16 protein-coding genes are annotated in these 19,950 nt (G+C 65.9%); all 16 read left to right on the plus strand.

All coding sequences use genetic code 11. From position 1 onward, the window contains the following. The first annotated feature begins 141 nt into the window (after positions 1–141). Positions 142–1,209 carry an ABC transporter ATP-binding protein gene (locus M4J39_RS00165; protein ID WP_251725465.1) on the plus strand — a complete coding sequence of 356 codons (1,068 nt, stop codon included), beginning with the start codon at positions 142–144 and terminating at the stop codon, positions 1,207–1,209. Continuing rightward, on the plus strand, positions 1,206–2,306 hold the full coding sequence (locus M4J39_RS00170; protein WP_251725467.1) for an MBL fold metallo-hydrolase: 1,101 nt from the start codon (positions 1,206–1,208) through the stop codon (positions 2,304–2,306). The genes M4J39_RS00165 and M4J39_RS00170 overlap by 4 nt, the downstream gene beginning before the upstream one ends. An 85-nt stretch (positions 2,307–2,391) precedes the next feature. Next, the gene (locus M4J39_RS00175) at positions 2,392–3,378 is read left to right on the plus strand and encodes an ABC transporter substrate-binding protein (protein WP_251725468.1); all 987 of its coding nucleotides are present in this window, start codon (positions 2,392–2,394) and stop codon (positions 3,376–3,378) included. 40 nt (positions 3,379–3,418) lie between these two features. Further along, positions 3,419–5,104 (plus strand): ABC transporter permease subunit, encoded by a 1,686-nt coding sequence (locus M4J39_RS00180; RefSeq protein WP_251725470.1) that lies wholly within the window; start codon positions 3,419–3,421, stop codon positions 5,102–5,104. Between the two features lie 183 nt (positions 5,105–5,287). Then, entirely contained in the window at positions 5,288–6,337 is a 1,050-nt protein-coding gene (locus M4J39_RS00185; protein WP_251725472.1) for a methyltransferase domain-containing protein, read from the plus strand. Positions 6,338–6,382: 45 nt separating this feature from the next. Next, positions 6,383–7,570 carry an FprA family A-type flavoprotein gene (locus M4J39_RS00190; protein ID WP_251725473.1) on the plus strand — a complete coding sequence of 396 codons (1,188 nt, stop codon included), beginning with the start codon at positions 6,383–6,385 and terminating at the stop codon, positions 7,568–7,570. 25 nt (positions 7,571–7,595) lie between these two features. Beyond that, positions 7,596–7,868 (plus strand): molybdopterin converting factor subunit 1, encoded by a 273-nt coding sequence (gene moaD, locus M4J39_RS00195; protein WP_251725474.1) that lies wholly within the window; start codon positions 7,596–7,598, stop codon positions 7,866–7,868. Positions 7,869–8,410: 542 nt separating this feature from the next. Then, positions 8,411–9,259, plus strand: a complete 849-nt coding sequence (locus M4J39_RS00200) for an XdhC family protein (RefSeq protein ID WP_251725476.1) — start codon at positions 8,411–8,413, stop codon at positions 9,257–9,259. A 41-nt stretch (positions 9,260–9,300) separates the two neighbouring features. Continuing rightward, positions 9,301–12,066 carry a molybdopterin-dependent aldehyde oxidoreductase gene (locus tag M4J39_RS00205; protein ID WP_251725477.1) on the plus strand — a complete coding sequence of 922 codons (2,766 nt, stop codon included), beginning with the start codon at positions 9,301–9,303 and terminating at the stop codon, positions 12,064–12,066. Between the two features lie 110 nt (positions 12,067–12,176). After that, positions 12,177–14,513 carry a pyridine nucleotide-disulfide oxidoreductase/dicluster-binding protein gene (locus M4J39_RS00210; protein ID WP_251725478.1) on the plus strand — a complete coding sequence of 779 codons (2,337 nt, stop codon included), beginning with the start codon at positions 12,177–12,179 and terminating at the stop codon, positions 14,511–14,513. Continuing rightward, positions 14,510–14,716 (plus strand): DVU_1557 family redox protein, encoded by a 207-nt coding sequence (locus M4J39_RS00215; protein ID WP_251725480.1) that lies wholly within the window; start codon positions 14,510–14,512, stop codon positions 14,714–14,716. The genes M4J39_RS00210 and M4J39_RS00215 overlap by 4 nt, the downstream gene beginning before the upstream one ends. After that, positions 14,716–15,384: a DVU_1556 family methyltransferase gene (gene trsM / locus M4J39_RS00220; RefSeq protein WP_251725482.1), complete on the plus strand. Its 669-nt coding sequence runs from the start codon at positions 14,716–14,718 to the stop codon at positions 15,382–15,384. Before M4J39_RS00215 ends, trsM begins: the two co-directional genes overlap by 1 nt. Continuing rightward, complete coding sequence (locus tag M4J39_RS00225) at positions 15,381–15,836, plus strand: DVU_1555 family C-GCAxxG-C-C protein (RefSeq protein WP_251725484.1); 456 nt, start codon at positions 15,381–15,383, stop codon at positions 15,834–15,836. The genes trsM and M4J39_RS00225 overlap by 4 nt, the downstream gene beginning before the upstream one ends. Then, on the plus strand, positions 15,833–16,999 hold the full coding sequence (locus tag M4J39_RS00230; protein WP_251725486.1) for a DVU_1551 family NTP transferase: 1,167 nt from the start codon (positions 15,833–15,835) through the stop codon (positions 16,997–16,999). The genes M4J39_RS00225 and M4J39_RS00230 overlap by 4 nt, the downstream gene beginning before the upstream one ends. Continuing rightward, positions 16,996–18,393 carry a radical SAM (seleno)protein TrsS gene (gene trsS, locus M4J39_RS00235; protein WP_251725488.1) on the plus strand — a complete coding sequence of 466 codons (1,398 nt, stop codon included), beginning with the start codon at positions 16,996–16,998 and terminating at the stop codon, positions 18,391–18,393. Before M4J39_RS00230 ends, trsS begins: the two co-directional genes overlap by 4 nt. After that, positions 18,390–19,700 (plus strand): DVU_1553 family AMP-dependent CoA ligase, encoded by a 1,311-nt coding sequence (locus M4J39_RS00240; protein WP_251725489.1) that lies wholly within the window; start codon positions 18,390–18,392, stop codon positions 19,698–19,700. Before trsS ends, M4J39_RS00240 begins: the two co-directional genes overlap by 4 nt. The last annotated feature ends 250 nt before the right edge of the window (positions 19,701–19,950 follow it).

Genomic DNA, 19,950 nt, shown 5'->3' on the forward strand with positions numbered 1-19,950 from the left:
TCAACAAAAGGCCCTGCTGGCGACAGCGGGGCCTTTTGTTTTCAGGTCATCGCTCGGCACTTGGCACCGGCCAAACCTTCGGGCCGTCATGAAAGCTTCACCGGCTGTGCGTTACGCGCGGAAGTCAGCAGGGCGAAGACCATGGCGAACATCCGGCTTGAGAGCGTCAGCAAACGCTATCCAGACAAGGTAGCGGTCGATAACGTGTCCTTCGAGGTACCAAACGGTTCCTTTTTCGCGCTCCTGGGGCCGTCCGGATGCGGCAAGACGACCATTCTCCGCCTCATAGCCGGACTGGAAAGACCGGATGCCGGCGAGATAGCGCTGGGCGCGAGACCCGTTGCCGGTCGTGGTGGCTTCGTCGGTCCCGAGCATCGCGGTCTCGGCATGGTCTTCCAGTCCTATGCCCTCTGGCCCCACATGACCGTAGCGGCAAATATCGACTTCGGTCTGGCCGGCCGTGGCCTCAGCCGGGCCGACCGGCGACGACGGGTCCATGAAGCGCTCGATCTGGTCGGACTGAGCGCAGAAGGCGCGCGGCGTCCGCATCAGCTGTCCGGCGGACAGAGGCAGCGCGTCGCATTGGCGCGCAGCCTGGCGGTCCGTCCGGAGATCATCCTTCTCGACGAGCCGCTCGCCAACCTCGACGCGCATCTCAGGCAGACCATGCTCGCCGAGTTCGGTCGCATCCACGCCCAGGCCAAGACCACCTTCGTGTTCGTCACCCACGATCAGAACGAGGCCATGGCTCTGGCCGATCAGGTGGCCGTGATGGATCGTGGCCGGCTCCAGCAGCTGGCGCCACCGGAAGAGCTGTTTGCGCGTCCGGCTTCGCCCATGGTGGCTCGTTTCGTCGGGCAGGGCAGACTCCTGGCCGGCGATGTCTTGGCATCGGGCGAGGGAACGACGCGCTTTCGGCTGGACAACGCGGAGTTCCAGGTCGAAGGCCGAGCCCCGGTCGGTCCCGGTTGGCTGTGCCTCAGAGCCCGTGACGTTCAACTCGCCAAGGGCGGAGGCAGCGGAGAGCGGCTCAACGGTCGTGTCGTCGGCAGCCGCTTCGAGGGAGGAGATCATCGGCTGACGGTGCAAGTGGGAGAAACCGGGGCCGTCGGCTCGGTCGATGTTCTCAGCCCGCAACGCGGCACCATCGGCGAAGCCGTCTGCCTTGCGCTCCGAGGTGGCTGGGTTCTGGCGCGCGAGGCGGCATGAATCGCCTCCTTGCGCTCTCCGGTTTTGGCGCCAAGGGGCCGGCTTGCTTCTTGCTGGAGATTGAGGGACGGCGACTGCTTCTCGACCTTGGTGAAGGCCCCGATTCCGCTATGCGTCCCGGTCTTGCCGGCATCGGCAAGGTCGATGCGGTTCTGATCAGCCATCTCCATCATGACCATACCGGCGCGCTGGACCTCGTCTCGAAACTTGGCCGGCCTCCCGTCTTCGCGACCGGCCTTACGCGATCTCTGATGGAGGGCTCGCACGCCGCGTTTTCTTGCACCTTGCCGCTGAGCGGCGGAACCGAAGTCGCCGGGATCGCGATCGAGACGGGGCCGGCCGGCCATGCGCCCGGAGCCGTCTGGATGCGGATCGGCGGCCCCGAAGGACTCCTTTATACCGGCGACTACAGCGACGAAGGCCGGCTCTTTCCCGCCACTGCCCCTCTTCCGGCCAGGGCATTGGTCTTCGACGCCTCCTACGGTGTCGCCGACGTGTCGCTGGCAGAACAGATGGCGGGGCTCGACGCGGCCATCGGCGATGGCCCCTGCCTTCTGCCGGCGCCGCCGGCCGGACGCGGACTGGAAATGGCGCTGCATTTCATGGATGCGGGTCGCCGCGTCATGCTTTGCCCCGCTCATCGGCGCGTCGCCGAAACGCTGATCGCGTGGGAGTCCTCCCCGGACAAGGACGTCGCGGCGGCACTCACACGCCTTCTTCGATGCAGCTTGCCCCTGGATCCGGGTATCGCCAGCCAGGACCGCCTGCCGGATGCGGTGATCATCGCCGGCACGGCGGACGCCGCGGGCGGCTTTGCCGCCGGCCTTGCGACGCGCATTGCCGCGGACGGTGTCGGGCGGATCGTCTTCACCGGCCATCTGGCGGCCGAAACACCGGCCAGGATTCTCACCGATGAAGGACTGGCAGGATTCGCTCGCTGGAATGTCCATCCTCGCTTGGCTTGCGTTCGCGCCCTTCTGGCCGCGTTACGTCCCGAGATCGTCATGGCCGCGTTTCTCGAAGCCGATGCCGTCGGGCGGCTGGCCAGGACGCTTTCCGGCGAGAATTTCGTGTTCCAGCCCTCGTTCGAATGGTAGCCGGCGTCCATTTCGGGGGCGGCGTCATGGAGACGTTAAGTCCGGCCTCTAGGTTTGCGGCATCACCAAAAGGAAGGTCGCTCCCATGTCGATGAAGCTTGCGTCTTTGGCCGCCGTCGCAACCGCGCTGGCGTTTTCCCAAGCGGCTTTCGCCGCTTCCGGGACCATCACCGTCTACACGTCCCAGCCGAACGATCAGATGGCGGCCGTCGTCGCCGCCTTCAACAAGGATCATCCCGAGATAACGGTCGATGTGTTCCGTACCGGAACGACCGAGTTGATGACCAAGCTCGAAGCCGAGTTCACCGCCGGTTCGACGCCCGCCGACGTCATGCTGATCGCCGACGCCGTCGCGATGACCAAGCTCAAGAACGAGGGCCGTCTTTACGCCTATGCCGACGCTCCCACCGCGGGCCTGCCCGAGGCGGTGATCGATCCGGATCGGACCTTCTTCGGCACCAAGCTCATCACCACCGGCATCATCTACAACACCAACCTCGTCAAGACGGCTCCGGTCTCCTGGGCCGACCTGACGGCTCCGGATGTCGCCAAATCGCTGATCATGCCGAGCCCTCTCTATTCGGGAGCGGCGGTGATCCATGTCGATACCATGGTGCAGCAGCCCGAGTTCGGCTGGAAATACTATGAAACCCTCGCCGATGCCGGCGCGGTGGCCGGCCAAGGCAACGGCACGGTGGTCGAGGCGGTGGCGCGTGGCGAGAAGGCCTACGGCATCATCATCGAGTACATGGCCCTCAACGCCAAGGCTAAGGGCTCGCCGGTGGACTTCGTCTTCCCCAAGGAAGGCGTGTCGTCGATCACCCAGCCGGTGGCCATCCTCAAGGACAGCGACAACATCGACGCGGCCAAGGTCTTCGTCGACTGGCAGATCGGCAAGACGGCGCAGGAACAGTCGGTCGGGCAGGGCTATTTCCCGATCCTCGCCGGCGTCAACCCGCCGGCCGGCTATCCCGCGCTCGACAGCCTGAAGATCATGTCGGCCGATCCGGCCAAGATGCTGGCCGACGACGCCGCCAACAAGCAGAAGTTCGCGGACCTGTTCGGTGGCTGATCTTTCGGTGCCACGAGTCTCTCCAACCGGTCGGCAACGCGTGTCGAGAGGCGACGAACCCCTGTTCGTCGCCTTTCTGGCTCTGGTCGTACTTGTTCTCGCCGTCTGGCCACTCGGCCGGCTGTTCGTCGAAGCGTTGGGGACCGGCGAGGGAGGAAAGAGCTTCGGCCTGATGTCCGAAGCGTTGAGCAGTCGGGCATTCGAGCGGGCCTTCTGGAACACGCTGGAAACCTCCTCCGCCTCGGTGGTCGTCTCCGTGCTGCTCGGGCTGCCGCTGGCACTGGCGATCAGCCTCTTCAGGATCGGCAATCGGGTTGCGCTCACCTTTCTGGTGCTGTCGCCGCTGCTCATACCTTCGCAGATCATGGCGCTCGCCTGGATCGAGTTGATGGGATCGTCCTCGCCGCTTCTCGGCCTGCTCGGCTTCGCGCAGGCGCAGGGAGAGACGAACCCGCTCTACTCGCGCGGTGGCATCGTCTGGCTGATGGGCATCGAGCATATGCCGCTGGTCTTCCTGGCGGTGAGGGCCTGCCTGACGACCTTGCCGGAAGATCTCATCGAGGCGGCCCGGATCGGCGGGGCCGGCATGTTCAGGATCGTGACCGGCGTTCTGCTGCCTCTCGCCGTGCCGGCTGTGGTCGCCGGTGCGAGCCTCGCCTTCGCCGCTTCGGTCGGCAACTTCGGCGTGCCCGCTCTGCTCGGCATCCCCGGACGCTATCCGATGTTGACGACGCTCATCTATCAGCGCCTCAACGGTTTCGGTCCGGCTGTGATCGGGCAGGTTGCCGTTCTGGCCTTGGTGCTGGTTTCAATGGCCGGCGTCGCGCTTGGTCTGCGTGCGATCGTTTTGCGCCGATCCGCTCCGATCGACCGGAGCGGTCGCCCGCTGGCGCCGTTCGAGGCGGGGAGGTTCCACCGCCCCCTCGTCTTTGCTCTCTGGAGCGTCGTCACGCTGCTTTCGGTGGTGCCGCTCCTGGCGCTACTCGGCGCCGCCCTCAGCCCCGCCGTTGGTGTCCGCCTGGGGCTGGATAGCGTGACGCTGGCAGGGTTCCGCTCGACGTTGATCGACAGCGCCACGGTCCGGCGCGCTTTCGCCAACTCCATCCTCTTGTCGGCCGGCGCAGCCGTCGCGACGGCCGGCATCGCCGTTCTTCTTGCCTATTTCGGAACCGTTCGCAGGCTGATGGTCGCGCGCCGGGTGGCCTGGTTCGCCGAGCTTCCGTTCATCGTGCCGGGAACGGTTCTGGCTCTCGCGTATATTCTCGTGTTCCTGCCGCCGCTGCCGTTGATCGGCGTGTCGATCTATGGCAGCGCGACGATCCTCCTGCTGGCCTATGTCGCGCGCTTTCTGGCGCTGGCCATCGGACCGGTTCAGACAGCGCTTGCCAGTCTCGATCCCAGTCTCGACGAGATGGGGCGCATTCTGGGTGCGCGCACCTTCCGTCGCATTGCCAGGCTGATCGCGCCGCTTGCCGCCCCGGCGTCGGCGGCTGGCGCCATTCTGGTGTTCATGACCGCCTTCAATGAGTTGACCGTCTCGGCGTTGCTCTGGTCGAGCGGTGTGGAGACCATCGGCGTGATGGTGTTTTCGCTCCAGTACGAAGGCAACTCGACGGCCGCCGCAGCCCTTTCGGTCGCTTCGATCGGTTTCGTGCTGGTCTTGGCGCTGCTGGTCGATCGCCTCGGCAATCGCCTTCCGAGCGGAACGCTGCCCTGGCGCCACTGAACGGTAGTCGAAGCTTCCGAGACGTATGTCGGACGAACCGGCTCGACTGGCGCCGAGTCGCGCCACCGACAGGCCATTCTTGCTCTCTGTCCTGTCGGTGACAGACCGCTTCTCCGTTTGGCGCGATGATCTCCACTGGGGCTTTCCAAAGCTTCTTGGCCTTTGGGAAGCAGGGAGGTTGCGATGGACGGGCTGACGGCAACGGTTCGGGACTATTACGGAACACGGCTCAAGGGGAGCGGAGACCTCAAGACCGGCGCCTGTTGTTCATCGGAGCCGCTGTCGCCGCGATTGCGGTCGATTCTCGATGCGATCCACCCGGAAGTCGTCAATCGCTTCTATGGCTGCGGTTCGCCCATGCCGGATGATGTCGAGGGCTTGACGGTGCTCGACCTTGGCTGCGGCACAGGGCGCGACGTGTTCATGGTGTCGGCGCTGGTCGGGGAGGCCGGCCGGTCCATCGGCGTCGACATGACGCCGGAGCAACTGGCGGTCGGCCGCGACCATCAGGCCGAGCAGGCACGCATCTTCGGTCACCGTGCCTCCAACGTCAGCTTCATAGAGGGACAGTTCGAGGATCTCGCGTCCCTGGGCATCGCCGACGGATCGATCGACGTGGTGATCTCCAACTGCGCCCTCAACCTCTCTCCCGACAAGGCGAGGGTGTTCGCCGAGATCCATCGGGTGCTGAAGCCCGGCGGCGAACTGCTGTTCTCCGATGTCTTCGCCAGCCGTCGCCTGCCGGCGGAGGTCGCCGCCGACCCGCTGTTGGTGGGCGAATGCCTGGGCGGGGCGCTCTATGTCGAGGATTTCCGCCGCCTGATGTCGGCAAGCGGCTGGCCGGACTTCCGCCTGCTTTCCAGGCGCCCGATCGCCATCGGCCATCCCTATGCCGAGCTCCTGGTCGGCGCCACGACCTTCTGGTCGATGACGGTGCGCGCCTTCAAGCTCGATGGGCTCGAGGACTGCTGCGAGGACTACGGTCAGGTGGCGACCTACCTAGGCAGTCTGCCCGACTCGCCCAACGCCTTCGTTCTCGACGATCATCATCGCTTCATAGCCGGAAAGCCGATGCTGGTTTGCGGCAACACGGCCGCCATGATCGGCGAGAGCCGCTTTGGCCGGCATTTCCGGGTCGATGGCAGCCGGGCCGTGCATTTCGGCCGGTTCGACTGTTCTGCGCCGGGTGGCGGCGCGGAGATCGACGCGGCTCCGGCCTCGGGGTGCTGCTGATCCATTCTTCCGTTTCTCATGTCTTCAACTGAAAGGTAGCCGGAGATGATCCCGCAAAAGGTAACGGACGGCATTTATTCCTACAGGGCGATCGATTGGGATCGCGAGCTGTTCGACGAACTGGTGCCGCTTCCGGAAGGCACGACCTACAACGCCTATCTCGTCGAGGGCAGCGAGAAGACGGCGCTGATCGACACCATCTATCCGCCCAAGACGGCCGAGTTCATCGCCGCCCTCAAGAAGTCCGGCGTCAAGCGCATCGACTACATCGTCGCCAATCATGCCGAGCAGGACCACTCGGGCTCCATTCCGGCCGTGCTGGACCTTTTCCCCGAGGCCAAGGTGGTGACCAACGCCAAGTGCAAGCGCTTCATCATGGACACGCTGCCGGTGGACCGCGACGCCTTCATCACCGTCGGCGATGGCCACAGCCTGTCGCTCGGCGACAAGACGCTGCAGTTCCTGATGACGCCCTGGGTCCATTGGCCGGACACCATGTGCACTTACGTGCCGGAGGCGCGCACGGCGTTCACCTGCGACTTCCTCGGCGCGCATCTCGCCACCACCGATCTCTACGCCGACGACGAGGCGCGGGTCGAAACGGCGGCCAAGCGCTATTACGCCGAGATCATGATGCCCTACCGCAGCTTCTCCAAGGAGGCGGTCGACAAGGTCGGCGCGCTTGATCTGTCCTATATCGCGCCGAGCCACGGGCCAATCTACGCCCGCCCGCCCTTCGTTCTCGACCTTTATCGCAGCTGGACGTCCGACGCGCCCAAGCCCTTCGTCGTCATCCCCTACGTGTCGATGTACGAGAGCACGGCGGCGATGGTCTCCTACCTCACCGACCGGCTCGTAGAACGTGGCATGGGCGTCAAGCCGATCAACGTCGTCGATCTCGACACCGGCGAGTTCGCCATGAGCCTCGTCGAGGCGTCGACCGTGGTGTTCGCCTCGCCGACAGTGCTGTCGGGGCCGCATCCGGGCGTCGCCTACGCGGCGCTGCTCGCCAACGTGCTCGGCCTCAAGGCCAAATACGCGGCGGTGATCGGCTCCTTCGGCTGGGAGGGCAACCTGCCGGAGATCGTTCAGTCGATGCTGCCGAAACTCGGCGCCACCTTCTTCGAGCCGGTGATGGTCAAGGGATTGCCGAGGGAGGCCGCCTTTGCCGAACTCGACCGGCTCGCAGACGACATCGCCGCCGCCCATGCCGCCGCGCCGGTAGCGGCCTGAGTGCCGTGGATCGTTGGAGAGACCGATGGAAGCGTCGAGCCGTGAGGTCCGTGTCGTCTACTTCGCCTGGGTGCGTGAGCGCATCGGTCTTTCCGACGAGCATTTGAGACTGCCCGACCACGTCCGCACGGCCGGCGACATGATCGCCTGGCTGTCCGGGCGCGGCGACAACTATGCCTACGCGCTCGAATCGCCGTCGACCGTTCGTGTCGCCGTCGATCAGTTGCATATCGAACAGAACGAGGCGCTCGGCGAGGCGCGGGAGATCGCTCTGTTTCCGCCAATGACGGGCGGCTGATACCGTTTCCGTCAGGTTTCGACCCTTCGGGCGGAACCTGACGGAGGCGAAAGCGCCCGACCGGGCGCCGGCCGGTCAGGCCGAAACCCGCTTGAGCCGCCCGCTTGAGCCGGCTGAGTCCGGATCAAGCGGAAAGCGTATGACGTCTTTTCCATATCCCTGAGCCTGGGACGGCCGCGTCGTCCCGACGCGTCGGCCTCCGTGCGCGACTTTCTCTCCAGCGAAGCGCCGGCTGGCGCCCGTATCCGTGCTCATACGCATCCTGCCCCCACTGCAGATAGGTGTGGTCGAGAATGGCGGTTTTTCGGGCTTTTTCATCTCTTTCCGCCATTGAATCGTCCGAAGTCGTCGTGCAGGCGACAGCGATTTCGGGGCAACGAGTCCAATAGCGGACAGATTTCATCCTCGCGAAGGCGGATTCTTCTCACCATGGACAGGTCGCCGCTCGGCGCCGCCCCGTGGAGGAGACATGGGGTGGCGGGTTGCAAGGAGATGGCTGGCCGTCCGGGAGCGTTGCGTCGAGCAGGCCGCCGGAGGACGACATGGATATCTACAAGGAACTCATCCGGGAGCGCGACGCCGGCCGCCGTTCGGCGCTGGTGTCCATCGTGACCCAGTCGGGCTCTACGCCTTCGGCGACGGCGGCCAAGATGCTGGTGCGGGCCGACGGCACGATCGCCGGCACGGTCGGTGGCGGCGCCGCCGAGGGCAAGGCGATCGAGGTGGCCCTTCAGGTCATCGAAACGGGCCAGTCGCAGATGCTGGCCATCGACCTCCACAAGAACCCGAAGCTCGATCTCGGCATGATCTGCGGCGGCAACCTGCAATTCTACATCGAGGCGATCATGCCCAACCGCACCGTCTACATCTTCGGCGGCGGTCACGTCGGCCTGATGACCGAGGCCATCTGCCGGACGCTCGGGTTCGAGACGGTGGTCGTCGACGACCGCGCCGAGTTCGCCAACCCCGAGCGCTTCCCGGCCGCCGCCGGCACCTATGCCGGCCCGCTCGCCGAGACCTCGGCCCATCTCTCGCCCAACGCCGCGTCGCTGGTGTTCATCGCCACGCGCGGCCATGCGCTCGACCAGGAGGCGCTCGCCTGGGCGCTCGGCACGCCGGCCGGCTACATCGGCATGATCGGGTCCAAGCGCAAGGTGCTGACCGTCTACAAGAATCTCGTGGCAGCCGGTTTTGCGCCCGATGCGTTCGCCCGCGTCCGCGCTCCGGTCGGCCTCGAAATCGGTGCCGAAGGGCCCGAGGAAATCGCGGTCTCCGTGACCGCCGAAATGATCGCCCACATCCGAGGTGCCGACAAGGCCTGTTCGCTGTCGCGGACCATGGATTGGTGCGGGTCGGCCGAGGAAGGAAAGCCTCTCTCCGTTGCCAGCTGATTGGGGATGCTGTGACGGACGCTACAACCTAGGAGGAAGACATGAAACGCATTTCCCTGAATGTGAACGGCGTTGAGCGCTGGGTCGTCGCCGATCCCAAGCGGTCGCTCGCCGACGTGCTGCGCGAGCAGATGATGCTGACGGGCTGCAAGGTCTGCTGCGCCGACGGCCAGTGCGGTTCCTGTACGGTTCTGATCGACGGCAAGCCCATCCGCGCCTGTGTGACGCCGATGGAGAAGCTGGCCGCCGGTGCCAAGATCGTCACCATCGAGGGCATCGGCACGCCCGAGAACCTGCATCCGCTGCAGATCGCCTGGATGGCCCACGGCAGTGCCCAGTGCGGCGTCTGTTCGCCCGGCTTCATCATGTCCGCCAAGGCGCTTCTGGACAAGACCCTCACCCCGACGCGCGAGGAAGTCCGCGCCTGGTTCCATCGCAACCGCAATCTCTGCCGCTGCACCGGCTACAAGCCGCTGATCGACTCCGTGATGGACGCCGCCGCCATCATGCGCGGCGAGAAGACCATTTACGACGTCATGCCGAAGGCCAAGGAAGACGGCTCCATCCTCGGCACCGAATACATCCGTCCGTCGGCGGTCGCCAAGGTCACGGGCACCTGGGACTTCGGCGCCGACGTGGCGCTCAAGATGCCGGTCGGCACATTGCGCCTGGCGCTCGTTCAGGCCGAGGTGAGCCACGCCCTCATCAAGAACATCGACACGTCCGAAGCCGAGAAGATGATCGGCGTCGAGCGGATCATCACCTGGAAGGACGTGGGCGGCAAGAACGCCATCACCGGCCTCATCACCTTCCCGACCAACAAGGGTGACGGCTGGGATCGTCCGATCCTGTGCAAGGAGAAGATCTTCCAGTTCGGCGACGCCATCGCCATCGTCGCCGCCGACACCGAGGAGCATGCCCGCGCCGCGGCCAAGAAGGTCAAGGTCGACCTCGAAGTGCTGCCCGCCTACATGTCCGGCTTCGCGGCGCTCGCGCCCGACGCCATGGAAATCCACCCCGGCGTTCCCAATGCCTACTACGAACAGGGCGTCGTCAAGGGCGCCGATACCGCGCCGCTGATGTCCAGCGCCGCCGCCATGGTCGACATCACCACCTACTGCTCGCGCCAGCCGCACCTCCATCTGGAGCCGGACTGCGGCGAGGCCTTCGTCGATGACGACGGCGTGCTGACGATCCTGTCGAAGTCGATCGGCGTGCACCTGCACCACGCCATGATCTGCCCCGGCCTCGGCATTCCTCCCGAGAAGCTCCGGCTGATCCAGAATCCGACGGGCGGCACCTTCGGCTACAAGTTCTCGCCGACCATGGAAGCGCTGCTCGGCGTCGCCGCGCTTGTCACCAAGAAGCCGGTGTCGCTGGTCTACGATCAATACCAGAACATCACCTACACCGGTAAGCGCAGCCCGGCGAACATCAACATCCGCCTCGCCTGCGACAAGAACGGCAAGCTCACCGCCATGGAAACCGACTGGTGGCTCGATCACGGCCCCTATTCGGAATTCGGCGATCTGGTGACGTTGCGCCAGGCCCAGTTCACCGGCGCCGGTTATCACCTCGAGAACATCCGCGGCAAGGGCCGCACGGTGGCGACCAACCATGCCTGGGGCTCGGCCTTCCGCGCCTACGGCTCGCCGCAGTCCTTCCTTGCCTCGGAAATCGCCATCGACATGCTGGCCGAGAAGATGGGCGAGGATCCGTTCGAGTTCCGCTACAAGAACCTCTACAACGAGACCTCGACGACGCCGACCGGCCAGAAGCCGGAAGTGCTGGTTCTGCCGCAGCTGTTCGACATGATCCGGCCGAAGTACGAGGAAGCCAAGAAGCGCTGCGCCGAGTTCAACAAGGCCAACAGTGAAAAGAAGCGTGGCGTCGGCGTTTCGCTCGGCATCTACGGCTGCGGTCTCGACGGGCCCGACAGCTCGGAAGCCCGCGTCGAGATGACGCCGAGCGGCTTCATCGTCCACTCCGGTTGGGAAGACCACGGCCAGGGTGCCGACCTTTCCGCCCAGACCATGGCGCATGAAGTGCTGCGCGCCGCCGGCGTCAAGCCCGAGCAGATCAGCCTTGTCATGGCCGATACCTTCGGGCCGAACTCCGGCCCGGCCGGTGGCAGCCGCTCCAACGTCTTCTCCGGCAACGCCATTCGCGTTTCGGCGGAGATGATGCTCAACGCCATGAAGAAGCCGGACGGCAGCTATCGCACGTACAAGGAGATGGTGGCCGACAACATTCCGCTGTCCTACGACGGCAAGTGGGTGGCGGCGGCCTGCACGGATTGCTCGCCCGACACGGCCCAGGGCAACCCGTTCCCGATCTACATGTACGAGGTGTTCCTGCCGGAAGTCGAGGTTGATCTTGAGACCGGTGAGACCAAGGTGGTCAAGTTCACCACGTCGGTCGATGTCGGCACCATCATCAACAAGGCGACGGTGGACGGCCAGATCTACGGCGGTCTCGCCCAGGGCATCGGTCTTGCCCTGACCGAGGACTTCGAGGACCTGGAGCTGCACACCACGCTCAAGGACTGCGGCATCCCCTATCCGAAGGACGTTCCCGACGACATCGAGATCCTCTATCTCGAAACGCCGCGCGACCTCGGGCCGTTCGGGGCCGCCGGTGTCGGCGAAGCGCCGCTCACCGCGCCGCATCCGGCCATCCTCAACGCCATCAACAACGCCTGCGGCGTGCGCGTGTTCCGCGTTCCCGCCTTGCCGGAGGTGATCAGGATGGGGCTCGAGGCCAAGGCCGGAAAGTCCACCACGAAGTCTGAACTCCAGCACAACTGAGTTCTGACAGTCGAGGAGCTACCCGCCCGCTCCTCGAACATGCGGGCGGCCCGACCTCTCCCGGGCCGCCCGTAACCCATTTGCCTCCACAACGACGCATCGAGACGATCATGGATGGCGATCAGGTCAAGGCTTGGGAAGCGCTCTGCATCGAGGAACAGCCGCCGGCTTGCACCGCCGCCTGCCCCCTGCGCGTCGACGCGCGTGCCATGGCCGAGAAGATGGCCGCCGGCGATTTCGTCGGCGCCATGGGCCTTTATGCCCGTGTCGTTCCTTTCCCCGCCATCATCGCCCATATCTGCGAACACCCTTGCGAGACGGCTTGTCGCCGGGCCGAAGCCGGCGGCGCCGTCCGCCTCGGCGCGCTCGAACGGGCGCTCGTCGAGGAGGCCTATCCGACAGTGCGTCGCACCGCCCAACGGGCGCGCAAGCCGAAGCGGATCGCCATCGTCGGCGCCGGTCTGGCCGGCCTCACGGCAGCGTCCGACCTCGCCATGAAGGGCCACGCCGTCACTGTTCTTGAGGCGGAGGCCCGCCCGCTCGAACGGCTTCGCCACGACATCGACCCGGCCGTACTGCCGCCATCGGCGATCGAAGCCGACCTCGGCGCGCTCATCGGGCTCGGCATCGATATCCGCTGTCGGCAGCGGGTGACCGGCGACGCCGGACCATCGTCGCTCGACGATCTCATCGCCAACTATGACGCCGTTCTTCTCGCCATCGGGCCCGGTCCTGCCATCCAGTTCTCCGGAACGCTGCGCCTCACGTCCGCCGGGCGACTCGATCTCGACCCGCAGACGCTGGCGAGTTCGCACCCGACCGTGTTCGGCAGCGGCCTGCATGGCGGTGATGACGAGACTTACTCCGCCATCCTGTCGGTTCGCGACGGCCGGCGGGCGGCGGTGTCCATCGACCGCTTCCTGCAGGGCGCCTCGCTGACGGCGAGCCGTGCAGACGACACCGCCACCGGCACCTGCCTTTATGTGAACACGGCCCGCCATGCCGACGTGCCGCCCGTCCAACCGGCCGATCCCGCCGCCGGCTACTGCCATGCCGAGGCCATGGAGGAAGCGGCCCGCTGTTTCCCCTGCCATTGCCTCGAATGCGTCAAGGCCTGCGCCTACCTCGCCCACTACAAGACCTATCCGAAGCGGGCGGTTCGCGAGATCTACAACAACGACTCGATCGTCATGGGCAACCGCAAGTCCAACCGGATGATCGACAGTTGCGCCCTGTGCGGCCTCTGCGAGACGCTCTGTCCGAACGACCTCGCCATGGGCGATGTCTGTCTCGACGCGCGGCAAAGCATGGTCGAGCGCGGTCACATGCCGGCCTCTCACCACGACTTCGCACTGCGCGACATGGCCTTCAGTCGCTCCGACGAGATCGCCTTCGTCCGCCATCAGCCCGGCCACGACCGAAGCGCCGTGCTGTTCTTCCCGGGCTGCCAGCTCCCGGCTTCCGCGCCGCACCAGGTCGAGGCGATCTATCGCCATCTCTGCGACCGGCTGCCGGGCGGCGTCGGCTTCATGCTCGATTGCTGCGGCGCGCCGGCACACTGGTCCGGCCGCCGGGAGCTACACCAGGAGGTGCTCGATCATCTCCGCGCCGTCTGGGAAGAGCAGGGGCGACCACGCATCGTCACGGCCTGCTCGACCTGCCTGAAGCAGATCGGCGAGTTCCTGCCGGACATCCCCGTCGTTTCGCTCTGGACGGAACTCGCAGCCATTGGCCTGCCGGAGGCCGCCGCGCCACGACCCGTTGCACGGCCGCTCGCCATCCACGATCCCTGCACCAGCCGGCATGCCCTCGACGTTCAGGCGGCGGTGCGCTCGATCGCCGCTTCGCTGGGCGCCGAGGTTCGCGAACTCACCGGCGCCGAGAAAACCACCTGCTGCGGCTACGGCGGCCTCGTCTCCTTCGCCAACCCCGAGGTCGGCAACGCGTTCGTCGACCGGCGCATCGAGGAAAGCGATGACGATTTCCTCGCCTATTGCGCCATGTGCCGCGACAACTTCGCCCGGCGTGGCAAGCGCGCCCTTCATCTCCTTGACCTTGTCTTTCCCGAGGCGGACGATCCGGCGGCGCGCCCCGACCCCGGCTTTTCCGGCCGTCGCGACAATCGGCTGCGTTTGCGCCGTCGCCTCTTGCGCGACCTCTGGGGAGAAAGCATGAGCGATCCCGTTCCCTCCGTCACCCTCGTCATAGCCGACGCCGTCCGCGCCGATATCGAGCGCAAGCTGCTGCTCGTCGACGACATCGCCGAGGTGATTGCCGAAGCGCAAAGAACCGGGCGCATGCTGAAAGACAGGGCGAGCGGCCGCTTCACCGCTTCCGGTCGCATCGGCACGGTGACCACCTGGGTCGAGTTCGAACCGATCGAAGGCGGCGGCTTCCTCGTCCATCGCGCCTATGGCCATCGCATGCAGGTCGAGGTGAAGTCATGAGCGGCCTATCCGCAGAGGTTCCCGACCTCGTCTGTGCCCGCTGCGACAAGCCGCTGGAAATGCGAAAGGTTGAGGCGAGCTATCTTGGCCAGACCTTCCCGGTCGAGCTGCCCTGCTGCCCGTCTTGCGGCTTCGTCTACGTGTCCGAGGAGCTCGCCTCGGGTCGGATGCTGAAGGTCGAACAGGCGCTGGAGGACAAGTGATGGAGAAGTCCGCGTCCTTTCCTGGACTGTTCGGCTGCGGCTGCGTCGAGGGCGCGGCCGGCGAATGGCTGCGACCCGGCGATGGAGCGATCGTCAGGGAGCTGTTCGAGCGGTCGGGGCTTCGCCTCGGCGCCAAGGTGCTCGACGTCGGCTGCGGAGCCGGCGAGAGCCTCGCCTGGCTGGAGCGTCACGGCTACTCCGGCATCGGCGTCGACCGCGACGAGAGGACGCTGGCGATTGCCGCTTCGCGCGTGAAGTCGGCGCTTTTCCATGGCGACGGGGCGCGGTTGCCATTCGCCAGCGCCTGTCTCGATGCCATACTCTCGGAATGCAGTCTTTCCCAGATGGCGGACCGGCGCGCGGCGCTCGGCGAGTGGTGGCGCGTGCTGAGGCCCGGTGGCCGGCTGCTGCTCGCCGACGTCGACTGGCCAAGCGACGACGGGCGGGACGGCCTCGCCGAAGATATCGAACGTGCCGGTTTCGCCATTCTCGTCGACGAGGACAGGTCGGACGTGTTCGCCGGCTTCGTCGCTCGCTTCATCTTCCACTATGGCTCGCTCGATCCCCTGTGGGGCGAGCGCGGCTGCGCCACCGCCGACCGCCGGCCCCGCTATCGGCTGTTCGTTGCCGAGCGGATCGCCGAACCGTCAGGGATCTCACGTCCATGAGCGAGGAATCCTTTCGTGTCGCCGAGTTGCTGATCGACGATTTCAAGTGCAGCCACATCCTGATGCGGCTCGCTCTCGAAGCGCAGGGCCGCGACGATCCCGACCTCGTGCGCGCCATGTCTGGCCTTGCCCTCGGCATGGGGCAGGGCTTCAACTGCGGTGCGCTGTCGGCGGGCTGCTGCGCCATCGGCTACTACGCCGGACGTGGAAGCGACGGCGAGCGCGAGCATCCCGAGTTGGCGGCCATGCTCGACGACTTCACCGGCTGGTTCAACGCCGCCGCCACCGGCCAGTACGGCGGGATCGACTGCTCTGCGATCATGCAGTTCGACGAAGGGCTGAAGCATGAGCGCTGCCCGGCATTGATCCTCGCCACCTGGGCCAAGATCAAGGAAACGCTTGCCGACCATGGGGTAGATATCACGGTACCCCCTGAGGAGGAGAACCCGTGAGTGATCCGGTCATGTCTGGGCCATCGAGCATCGCCGTCGTGGTACTGGCCGCCGGCTGGTCGTCGCGGATGGGTGCGCTGAAACCGCTGCTGCCATTCGGCAACGACACCGTCCTCGGGCACGTGCTTTCGACCATCGAAGCCGCCGCCGTCGGGCCGGCCTACGTCGTCGTCGGCAACGAGGCCGAACGGGTGGCTTCGGTAGCTGAGGTTCGAGGCGCGGTGGCGGTGGCAAATCCGGCCTTCGCCGACGGCATGATGTCCAGCATCAAGGCCGGAATCTCAGCTTTGCCCGACACGGTGGACGGAGTGATGATCCTGCCGGTCGACGTGCCGCTCGTCAGGGTGGATACCTTGAGCCGGATCGCCGAAAGCGCCAGGAAGGGTGAGGCGTGCGTGCTTCGCTCGACCTTTCGCGGCCGCCCCGGGCATCCGCCCTTCGTTCATCGCCGGCTGTTCGCCGAGATTCTTGCCGCATCGTCGAAGATGACGCTGCGCGACATTCTCGACCGTCATCAAGACGAGGCTCAGTCGGTCGCCGTGATCGATAGTGGCATGGTGCGCGACATGGATTATCCCGACGACTATCGCCGTCTGGCCGCGTCGTTGCCCCATCGCCGCCACCCCGACGAGGCGGAGTGCGAGGCGATGCTGGAGGCCGCCGACACGCCCGAACCGACGCGTCGCCACTCCCGTGCCGTCGCGCGGCTGGCGGTCGACATCGCCGCCCGACTGACTGCCGGGGGGCATGCACTCGACACCACGGCCGTCCGTGCCGGAGCGCTCCTGCACGACATCGCCAAGGGCGAATCCGACCACGCCGCCGCCGGTGCCCGGCGTGTCGCCGCGTTCGGGTTTGCCGAGGTGGCCGAGATCGTCGCGGTCCATATGGAATGCGCCATCGAACCGGGAGAGCCGATCGATCCGCGTCACGTGGTGTTTCTTGCCGACAAGCTCGTCAAGGGCGAGCAGCGTGTCGGGATCGAGGAGCGCTTTGCTCCGGCATTCACGGCTTTCGCCTCCGATCCCGCCGCGCTGGCCAGCGTTCGGCGCCGCCATGCCGCCGTCGCGGCCGTGCTCGCGGCGGTCGAAGCGGTGACCGGGCCTCTCCCTGACGCTCATGGTGTTGGCGAGCCCGACGCTCTGGTGGAGAGCGGACGATGAACGGGCCGGTCCGCCTGTCCTTCGGCCGCACGCGCAGTGTCTGCCCCGAGTGTCTCAAGACCATTCCGGCCGAGCGCGTCGCCATCGGCGACACGGTTTATCTCGACAAGACCTGTCCGGAACACGGTCGCGTCGTTACGCCGGTCTGGCGGGGCTTGCGCAGCTACGACATATGGTCCCGCAGCCGTCGCAACACGGCCTCTCCGGTCACCGTGGCGACGGTTGTTGCCGAGGGTTGCCCAAGGGACTGCGGCCTCTGCGCCGATCATCGCCAGCAGAGCTGTTGCGTGCTGATCGACGTGACGTCGCGCTGCGATCTCGTCTGTCCGGTCTGTTTCGCCTCGGCGGACCGGCACGGCGTCGACATGCCAATCGATGAGATCGCCACGACCCTCGACGCACTGAGGGCGGGCAGCGGCCAGGTGCATGTCCAGCTCTCCGGCGGCGAGCCGACGGTACGTGACGACCTGCCGGAGATCGTCGCGCTGGTCCGGGCCAAAGGTTTCGACTTCGTCCAGCTCAACACCAACGGCATCAGGATCGGCCGCGAGCCGAACTATCTCGCCGCGCTCGCCGACGCCGGCCTCGACTGCGTCTTCCTGCAGTTCGACGGTGTCAGCGACGCCGTCTATCGGCGGCTGCGCGGCCGCGACCTGTTCGCTGCGAAGCGGCTCGCCATCGAAAGTGCGCGCGCCGCTGGCATCGGTGTCGTCCTGGTGCCGACGCTCGTTCCCGGCGTCAATACCGATGAGATCGGCGCCATCGTCGACTTCGCCAAGGGGGAGATGCCGACGGTGAGGGCCGTGCATTTCCAGCCCGTTTCTTACTTCGGGCGCTGTCCGGAAGCGCCCCACGACGAGGATCGGATAACGCTGCCCGAAGTGATGCAGGCGCTGATTGAGCACTCGCAGGGCACCATACGCCTTGAAGATTTCAGTCCGGGTTCGGCCGAGAACCCGTTCTGCTCGTTCAGCGGGCGCTTCACCGTCGATCCCTCGGGTCTCTTCGTCGCCGATCCCGAACCGGTGTCCGGCGGTTGCTGCGGTTCCGCCGCGGGAGAAGCCGCGGCGGAGGGGAGCTGTTGCGGCACGGCTTCCGGGCGATCACCGGAAGTGGCCCGCGCTCAGCGTTACGTGGCGGGCCAATGGAAGAGCGCGCTGTCAGATGAAACGCCGGCTTCCGGACTCGAAGCCTTCGACGCCTTTCTGGAACGTCAGGGCCGGCGTCTGTCGCTGTCGGCCATGGCCTTCCAGGACGCCTGGACGCTCGACCTCGACCGCTTGCGCCAGTGCTACATTCACGTGGCAAAGTCGGACGGCCGAGCGATCCCGTTCTGCGCCTACAATCTGACCGATCTCGACGGACGATCGCTCTATCGCGAGCCGTCGACATGAACGGGTTGGGAACGCTGGACGCGTGGGTGGGTAGGACGATCGGGATCGGGGGGCTGCCGACCCGCGACGACCTCGACGCCTACCAGCTTCGAAGCCTGAACGAGACCTTGGCGACGGCGAGAGCGAGGAGCCCGTTCTACCGGTCATTGGCCGGATGGCCGGAGCCGGGCCAGATCGCCGACCTCGGGGATATCTCTCTGTTCCCGCTGACAACGGCCGCCGATCTCGGTCGCGGCGAGCCATCGCTCGTCGCCCTGCCGCTTCGCGACGCGGTGCGCCTGGTGACGATCCCGACCACGGGAACGTCGGGGCCGCAGAAGCGACTGTTCTTCACCGAAGAGGACATCGAGGCGACCGTCGCCTACTTCGAGCACGGCATGGCCACCATCGTGCGTCCGGGCAGTTGCGTCGCCGTGGCCTTTCCCGCCGAGCGGCCGGACAGCGTCGGCGATCTCCTGATGCGCGGGCTTGCCCGGCTCGGCGCCTTTCCCGTGGCGCTGCCGGTGGACGGCTCGCTGGAAACGCTGGTCGGCGCCTTGCGCGAGCTGCAACCAGCCGCCATCGCCGGCATGCCGGTGACGCTGGGCGCCGCTGCCCGACGCATGTCGGCCGATGGCGGGCCTCCGCTCCGGATCGAGACGGCGCTTGTCAGTGCAGACAGCGTTTCGCCGAGCTTCCGGGCCGCCCTGGCCGTCATTTGGGGGGCGGAGGTGTTCGAACACTGGGGCATGACCGAAACGGGCTATGGCGGCGCACTCGCCTGCGAGGCCCACGATGGTCTGCACATCCGGGAAACCGATCTCTACGTCGAGATCGTCGACGCCGACACGGGGCGGGCGCTGCCGCCCGGACGCGTAGGGGAGGTGGTCATCACCACCTTGCGGCGACGGGGCTTGCCTCTCATCCGCTATCGTACCGGCGACAGTGGCAGTCTCGTCGAAGACCCATGTCGCTGCGGCTCGGTTCTCCGCCGGCTTCGCCTCGGCGGGCGCATGGGCGATCCGAGTCCGCGAGAGGAGGGAAGGCTGTTGCTTCCGGAGGGACTCGACGATGCGATCTTCGCGGTGGATGGAGTCGTCGACTTCATGGTGAAACTGAAGTCCGGTCGGCAGCCGCGCCTCACGGTCGAGATCGTAACGTTGGCTTCCGGAACGGTGGATGAGGTTCGCTCCGTTCTGCTCGCCCATCCGACGATTGGTCCGGCGTTACGATCGGCCGAGGTTGACATCGCTGTCGAGACGGCATCCGGTCCGTCGCCTCCGCTTTGCCGGAAGCGGCGGGTTCTGGAGGATATGCGTAACGACTAGTTCGTTGATAAATCTAGAAAAACAAGGTCATCCTTCGGTTCTGGGTCACTTAGACTGATGGATCATAACGATTTAGTCGGACAGAGCCTATGATCGGATTCATGACAGGAAAGCCCACTTTTACCTGAAGTCCGGTCATGAGGCCGTGTGGCTCACCCGAGACGCTCCGGTTGCGGAAAATGCAATCGATGTCGTCGGTATTTCAGCGATGGACGCGCCTGGGAGGGTGCTGAAATGGTCCTGCCTAAGC

Origin of the sequence: Pleomorphomonas sp. NRK KF1 (genome assembly GCF_023721755.1) — a bacterium.
In the GTDB taxonomy this organism is placed as follows: Bacteria; Pseudomonadota; Alphaproteobacteria; order Rhizobiales; family Pleomorphomonadaceae; genus Pleomorphomonas.